Source organism: Salinicoccus sediminis (genome assembly GCF_000986795.1).
GTDB classification, from domain to species: domain Bacteria; phylum Bacillota; class Bacilli; order Staphylococcales; family Salinicoccaceae; genus Salinicoccus; species Salinicoccus sediminis.
In genome coordinates, this window is sequence record NZ_LAYZ01000002.1 from 489,988 (window position 1) to 497,416 (window position 7,429).

Below are 7,429 nucleotides of genomic sequence, written 5' to 3' on the forward strand. Positions count from 1 at the left end.
AATGCCATTGCAGTATGATTATATAGAGATGAAATTTCCATCCAGCGCAGAATATGTCGGTCTGATCAGACTCACTCTCTCAGGCGTGCTGTCGCGGGCGGGCGCCACCTACGACCAGATTGAAGACTCGAAGATTGCTGTTTCAGAAGCGGTGACGAACGCAGTGAAGCATGCATACGGGGAAGACCAGACGGGTGATGTGCTTGTCGGTTTTGCAGTCTATGAAGATAAAGTGGAAATAATCGTTGCAGATCATGGTCAGAGCTTCAATTATGAAGATGTGAGGAAAGAACTCGGGCCGTACACGGAAGACGATAATGTGAACTTCTTGAGAGAAGGAGGTTTGGGGCTGTTCTTGATCGAAACATTAATGGATGAAGTCTATATCAAAAAAGACCCTGGAGTAACCATCAGCATGACGAAGTTTATTAATGAAAGTCAGGTGCATTCGAATGGAGAAACAACCGTCAATCGATAAAGGACTCACACCGGATGATATCAATGCACTGATACGCAGCCATCAGGAAGAAGGGGACCAGGAAGCCCAGACGAGACTCGTGGAGCACTATCAGAAGCTGATAGAGTCGCTTGCGTACAGATATTCGAAAGGGAAAAGCCATCATGAAGACCTTGTACAGGTCGGGATGGTCGGTCTGCTCGGTGCAATCAACCGGTTTGATGCATCCTTCGACCGCAGATTCGAAGCATTCTTGGTGCCGACGGTGGTTGGTGAAATCAAGCGTTATCTCAGGGACAAGACCTGGAGCGTCCATGTGCCAAGGCGCATAAAGGAAATTGGGCCAAAGATTAAAAATGCCAATGATGAACTGACAAACAGGCTGGAGCGTTCCCCGAAGATCAGTGAGATTGCAGAACATCTTGAAGTATCAGAAGAAGATGTCCTGGAAGCGATGGAGATGGGTCAGAGTTACAATGCCCTCAGCGTGGATCATTCAATCGAAGCCGACAAAGACGGCTCGACGGTCACTCTGCTCGATGTAATGGGGCAGTCGGATGATAATTATGACCTTTCCGAAAAACGTCTGATCCTGGAAAAAGTCCTCCCGATACTTTCCGAACGGGAACGTGAAATCATCCAGTTCACCTTCATGGAGGGACTGAGCCAGAAGGAGACGGGTGAGCGGGTCGGCCTGAGCCAGATGCACGTTTCGAGACTTCAGCGCACCGCGATCAATAAACTGCGCCAGGCAGTGAGCAAAGACGAATGATTTTTCAGATACCCCCGTCCGGGAGAAGGATGGGGGTATCAATGTTATAATGGTAATGGTTTAACTGAACGAGAGTAGTATAGGAGAGATTTTCATGAATGAGCAACTTGTCAAAGAACTGCAAAGCACTACAGGAAAGCAAGCCAAATACATAAGGAATGTACTGGAGCTTCTCGGGGAGAAGAACACCGTCCCTTTTATCGCACGCTACCGCAAAGAGATGACAGGAGGAATGGATGAGGAGGAGATCAAGGAGATTTCCGACAGGTTCACTTATCTCGAAAACCTGGAGAAACGGAAGCAGGAAGTGATCCGTCTCATAGATGAACAGGGGCTGCTGACAGAAGATCTGAGAAAGAATATTTTAAAGCAGACTGTCCTGAACCGGGTGGAGGATCTGTACCGTCCATTTAAGCAAAAGAAGAAGACACGTGCGACAGAGGCAAAACGCAAAGGACTCGGCCCCTTTGCGGAACGCATCCTGCTGCAGGAACCGATGGATGTTGAAGCGGCGGCTGAGGAGTTTACGGGTGAAGAAGTGGAGACTGCCGAGGCTGCAGTCAAAGGGGCACTCGATATCATTGCGGAGAAAATATCCGATGAGCCCAAATACCGTTCATATATATTGAAAGTCATCAGGGATACTGCTGATATGGTGACTACTAAAAAGAAGAACGCCGAAGACCCGACAGGGGTCTTTGAGATGTACTACAGCTATCAGGAACCCATACGAAAGATTGTACCTCACCGGGTGCTTGCCATAAATCGTGGAGAAAAACTCGGAATCCTGGGTGTCAGGATGGAATACGATCTGGAACGCTTGAAACGCTATATCGGCAAACAGGAGATAAAAGAGAAGTCAGCCACCGGGCGATATATGGAAACTGCTGTTGCAGATGCTCTTAAGCGCCTGATCATGCCGTCCATAGAGCGTGAAGTGAGAAATGGCCTCACGGAGAACGGAGAGCAGCATGCAATTGATATTTTTGCAGAGAATCTGAAGGGACTGCTGCTGCAGCCGCCGCTCAAAGGCAGAGTGATACTCGGACTGGACCCGGCGTTCAGGACAGGCTGCAAGATGGCTGTCATCGATCATTCGGGCCAGTTCATCGACAAGGGTGTCATCTATCCGCATCCACCCCAAAAGAAATATGATGCAGCCAAAAAAAGCGTTTTGGAAACGGTCAGGAAGTATGAAGTCTCTCTCATTGCCATCGGAAATGGAACAGCGTCGAGGGAGACAGAACTTTTCGTCAGTGAACTCGTCAAAGAGAATGGCCTCGACACCCAGTTCATCATTGTTAATGAAGCGGGGGCGAGTGTTTATTCCGCATCGGAAATTGCGAGGGAGGAGTTCCCCGGTTTCAATGTTGAAGAAAGAAGTGCGGTGTCAATAGCGCGCCGTGTGCAGGACCCACTAAGCGAGCTGGTGAAAATCGACCCCAAATCAATCGGTGTCGGCCAGTACCAGCACGATGTTAACCAGAAGAATCTTGCGGAAACTCTGGACTTCGTCGTTGAAACGACGGTCAACCGGGTTGGTGTCAATGTGAATACGGCTTCTCATACACTTTTGGAGCATGTGGCAGGCCTGTCCCCCTCAATCAGTAAAAACATCGTGAAATATCGTAATGAGAATGACGGCTTCAACACCCGGAAGGATATAGGGAAAGTGCCGAGGCTCGGAGCGAAAACATTTGAACAATGCATCGGCTTCCTTAGGATTCCGGAAGGCGGGGAGCCGCTTGACCAGACCCCGATCCATCCGGAAAACTATAAAGCGGCATACGGACTGATCATGCAGCTGGGCCTTCAAAAAGAGGATATCGGTACGGATGATATATCTAAAAAGCTTGATCAGATCAATATTGGTGAAATGGCTGCCAGCCTTGACACCGGTATACCGACACTGCAAGATATCATAGAGGCGCTTAAATCCCCGACGCGGGATATCCGTGATGACTTTGAAACACCGCTGCTCAAGTCGGATGTACTTTCCATGGAAGACTTGAAAGAAGGGATGAAATTGTCAGGTACCGTGAGAAACGTGACGGATTTCGGAGCGTTCGTGGATATAGGGGTCAAACAGGACGGACTCGTTCATATATCCAAGATGACAAACCGCTTCATCAAACATCCGATGGAAGTCCTGAGTGTCGGAGACATAGTTGATGTCACAGTCACCGGAGTGGATATCGGTAAGGGACGGATCTCACTATCCATGAAAAATTAGGAGACTGGATTGTTGAGGACAGTCTGTAATTCATATATCATGATAACTAATTTAGGAAGCAAAGGAGAATTTGAATGTCAAAGATGAATGTGGAAAGTTTCAACCTCGATCATACAAAAGTAACTGCACCGTATATCAGATTGGCCGGTAAAAGTGAAGGTGAGCATGGAGATGTCATATACAAATATGACATCCGGTTCTGCCAGCCCAATAAAGAGCATATGGAGATGCCGGGACTGCATTCTCTTGAGCACCTGATGGCAGAGAATATCCGCAACCATCATGAAAAGGTTGTCGACTTGAGTCCGATGGGATGTCAGACCGGGTTCTATCTGTCTCTCCTAAACGATGATGATTTTGAAAACGTGACCGATGTAGTCGGAAAGACACTGCAGGATGTCACGGCTGCGACCGAAGTGCCTGCGTGTAACGAAGTGCAGTGCGGCTGGGCTGCGAGCCACAGCCTTGAAGGGGCACAGGAAATCGCCAGGCGCATGCTTGACAAAAAAGAAGTCTGGCATATCGTCTTCGCGCAATAAGGTGGTATATGCATGAAAAAGGGACCCGATCAGTCGATCGGGTCCCTTTGATTATTATTTTAGAATGGATAATCCGGTGCTTCAAGGTCAACATCACTGATATTGACACCCAGTGCTTTCGCTACACCTTCGCCGTATGCAGGATCTGCCTTGTAGCAGTTTCTAATATGGCGGTGCTGGATCTGTTCTGTAGTGCCCTGCATTTCAGATGCAGTGTTCTGGAACAATCTTTCCTTCGCTTCGTCAGACTGCAGTCTGAAGAGTTTACCAGGCTGTTCATAATAGTTATTGTCATCTTCACGGAAGTCATGTTCATAGATGGCACCCATGGATTCCTGAGGCGGCATTTTAGCTTCCGGAGTGCTGTTGTATTTGTTGTAGCTGTTAGGGTAGTAGTTCATATGGGAACCAAGGTTGCCGTCAACTCTCATTGCGCCGTCACGGCTGAACGGGCAGACGTTTGCCGCACCTTTCGGAGAGTTTACCGGAATCTGATGATGGTTCACACCAAGGCGGTAACGCTGTGTATCACCATAGGAGAACAGACGGCCCTGCAGCATTTTATCAGGTGAGAATCCAAGACCCGGTACAATGTTTGTTGGCGCGAACGCAGCCTGTTCAACTTCAGCGAAGTAGTTTTCAGGGTTGCGGTTCAATTCGAATTCACCAACCGGAATCAGCGGATACTCGTCCTTGAACCATACTTTGGTAAGGTCGAACGGATTATCTTTATGATTTTTTGCCTGTTCTTCAGTCATGACCTGGATGTACAGCTTCCATTTAGGGAAGTTTCCTTCTTCGATATTATCGAAAAGGTCACGCTGGGAGGATTCACGGTCTTGCGCAATTACATCTTCAGCTTCAGCACCGGTGTAGTTCTCAATACCCTGCTGGGTCCTGAAGTGGAATTTGACCCATACACGTTCGCCTTCGTCGTTGATCATGCTGTAAGTGTGGGAGCCGAAACCGTGCATGTTTCTGAAACCTTTTGGAATGCCGCGGTCTGTCATGATGATCGTCACCTGGTGAAGAGCCTCAGGCAGGGAAGTCCAGAAGTCCCAGTTGCTCTGTGCATTGTGCATGTTTGTTTTAGGGTCACGCTTGACAACGTGGTTCAAGCTTGGGAAAAGCTTAGGGTCGCGGAAGAAGAACACAGGAGTGTTGTTACCGACAAGATCCCAGTTACCTTCTTCTGTATAGAATTTCAGTGCAAATCCGCGGATATCGCGTTCTGCATCAGCTGCGCCGCGTTCGCCGGCAACTGTTGAGAAACGTGCAAACATTTCAGTCTGCTTGCCGATCTCACTGAAGATTTTTGCTTTTGTATATTGGGTGATGTCATGTGTTACAGTGAATGTACCATATGCACCTGAACCTTTGGCGTGCATTCTGCGCTCAGGGATGACTTCACGGTCGAAGTGCGCCATCATATCCAGGAAGTAAGGGTCCTGCATAACGATTGGTCCGCGCGGGCCTGCAGTCATCGTATTTTCACGGTCACCTACAGGATTACCGAAAAGAGTAGTGAGACGATCGCTGTTCTGATTCTGGGACTGTTCTCCCGCCTGGTCGCCGCCTCCGGCACGGATGTCGCCAGTGTGTTGACTCTGATTTTCTTTGTCCATCTAAAAATCCCTCCGAATTAAGTATTAACCATATTCTTATTTAGAATGATTATAAATAAATCTTAACACAAACAGATTAAAAAACAACACTAAAGCATAAAAATAAACAAAATTAATATTAAAATTTACAACATATATTGAGATATACAACCAATTAATATATTATAATATTACACTGACAATAAGAATTATACCCCGGCCAAATACCAAAGGGAAATATTCTGCTCTATCAGAGAGGGCATGTTTTTTGGCACATGTAAAAACTCCAGAGGGAAAAGTATATTATTATATCAGTTCCATATTAGTAATATTACCCCTGTATCAGTCACTCTTAAACAGGGAGGGGCGCTGATTTTTATGGAATGCAGCAAAAGTTCAATGAAGGCAAATAATTATCACCCCTGAAATTTTGGAGGACATTATATAGGAAGAAAGACGACATTTTTCAAAAAGGGCAATGGAAACATCAATTTATATTAAGAATATGTTAAAAACGTATTGACTTTATCCCTGTATCCCTTTATTATAAATATCGTTGCATTAATCAATGGCCCGTTGGTCAAGTGGTTAAGACACCGCCCTTTCACGGCGGTAACACGGGTTCGAATCCCGTACGGGTCACTTACTTAAAAAACACTTCGACAAAAAATGATAACTAAATTGTTGACATTGAAAAGTCAGCGTGGTAAGATATTATTTGTCGCTAAAAAGTGATTTGAAAGTTTTAAACAACATATGCGGTTGTGGCGGAATCGGCAGACGCGCTAGGTTGAGGGCCTAGTGGGAGTTAATCCCGTGGAGGTTCAAGTCCTCTCAGCCGCATCATTATTCTTCGCAACATTTATTATAAATTATGCGGGTGTAGTTAAATGGTATAACCCCAGCCTTCCAAGCTGATGTCGTCGGTTCGATTCCGGTCACCCGCTCCATTAATTAATTACCAACAGAGAACATTGAAAACTGAATGACAATATGTCAACGTTTAATTCCGAGAAAGCGACACACATCGTGTGTCACAGATTGAGGCGGACAATACAAACGCAAGCGATACTGATTTCAGTATCAAGACGAGCTCAAGATGGGCTTTCCAATTATGGAGAGTTTGATCCTGGCTCAGGATGAACGCTGGCGGCGTGCCTAATACATGCAAGTCGAACGCGAGAGGAGGGAGCTTGCTCCCTCTGATCGAGTGGCGGACGGGTGAGTAACACGTAGGCAACCTGCCCATCAGTCCGGGATAACCGCGGGAAACCGTGGCTAATACCGGATGATCCTCTCCACCGCGGGGTGGGGAGTTGAAAGACGGTTTCGGCTGTCGCTGATGGATGGGCCTGCGGCGCATTAGCTGGTTGGCGGGGTAACGGCCCACCAAGGCAACGATGCGTAGCCGACCTGAGAGGGTGATCGGCCACACTGGGACTGAGACACGGCCCAGACTCCTACGGGAGGCAGCAGTAGGGAATCTTCCGCAATGGACGCAAGTCTGACGGAGCAACGCCGCGTGAGTGAAGAAGGGTTTCGGCTCGTAAAACTCTGTTGTTAAGGAAGAACGACAGGTAGAGTAACTGCTACCTGTGTGACGGTACTTAACCAGAAAGCCACGGCTAACTACGTGCCAGCAGCCGCGGTAATACGTAGGTGGCAAGCGTTATCCGGAATTATTGGGCGTAAAGCGCGCGTAGGCGGTCTTTTAAGTCTGATGTGAAAGCCCCCGGCTCAACCGGGGAGGGTCATTGGAAACTGGGAGACTTGAGTGCAGAAGAGGAGAGTGGAATTCCATGTGTAGCGGTGAAATGCGCAGAG

The 7,429-nt window shown here is 47.5% G+C and carries 5 protein-coding genes, 3 tRNA genes and 1 rRNA gene; 8 read left to right on the plus strand and 1 reads right to left on the minus strand.

Going from position 1 to position 7,429, the window contains the following annotated elements:
- Position 1: 1 nt before the first annotated feature.
- From rsbW to WN59_RS06145, 4 genes are all read left to right on the plus strand, one after another.
- A complete protein-coding gene (gene rsbW, locus WN59_RS06130) occupies positions 2-478 on the plus strand; it encodes an anti-sigma B factor RsbW (protein ID WP_046514265.1) in 477 nt (158 codons plus the stop codon).
- Positions 453-1,229 carry an RNA polymerase sigma factor SigB gene (gene sigB, locus WN59_RS06135; protein WP_046514267.1) on the plus strand — a complete coding sequence of 259 codons (777 nt, stop codon included), beginning with the start codon at positions 453-455 and terminating at the stop codon, positions 1,227-1,229. Before rsbW ends, sigB begins: the two co-directional genes overlap by 26 nt.
- 94 nt (positions 1,230-1,323) lie before the next feature.
- Positions 1,324-3,462, plus strand: a complete 2,139-nt coding sequence (locus WN59_RS06140) for a Tex family protein (RefSeq protein ID WP_046514271.1) — start codon at positions 1,324-1,326, stop codon at positions 3,460-3,462.
- Between the two features lie 74 nt (positions 3,463-3,536).
- Positions 3,537-4,001: an S-ribosylhomocysteine lyase gene (locus tag WN59_RS06145; RefSeq protein WP_046514274.1), complete on the plus strand. Its 465-nt coding sequence runs from the start codon at positions 3,537-3,539 to the stop codon at positions 3,999-4,001.
- A gap of 59 nt (positions 4,002-4,060) precedes the next feature.
- On the opposite strand, the gene WN59_RS06150 is transcribed toward WN59_RS06145, so the two are convergent.
- Positions 4,061-5,626 (minus strand): catalase, encoded by a 1,566-nt coding sequence (locus tag WN59_RS06150; protein ID WP_269430680.1) that lies wholly within the window; start codon positions 5,624-5,626, stop codon positions 4,061-4,063.
- A 549-nt stretch (positions 5,627-6,175) separates the two neighbouring features.
- Here WN59_RS06150 and WN59_RS06155 point away from each other — a divergent pair.
- The 4 genes from WN59_RS06155 to WN59_RS06170 form a co-directional block, all read left to right on the plus strand.
- A tRNA-Glu gene (locus WN59_RS06155) sits at positions 6,176-6,247 on the plus strand.
- 116 nt (positions 6,248-6,363) lie between these two features.
- A tRNA-Leu gene (locus WN59_RS06160) sits at positions 6,364-6,448 on the plus strand.
- A gap of 33 nt (positions 6,449-6,481) precedes the next feature.
- Positions 6,482-6,555 (plus strand) — tRNA-Gly (locus tag WN59_RS06165).
- Positions 6,556-6,716: 161 nt separating this feature from the next.
- A 16S ribosomal RNA gene (locus tag WN59_RS06170) occupies positions 6,717-7,429 on the plus strand; the annotation flags it as partial.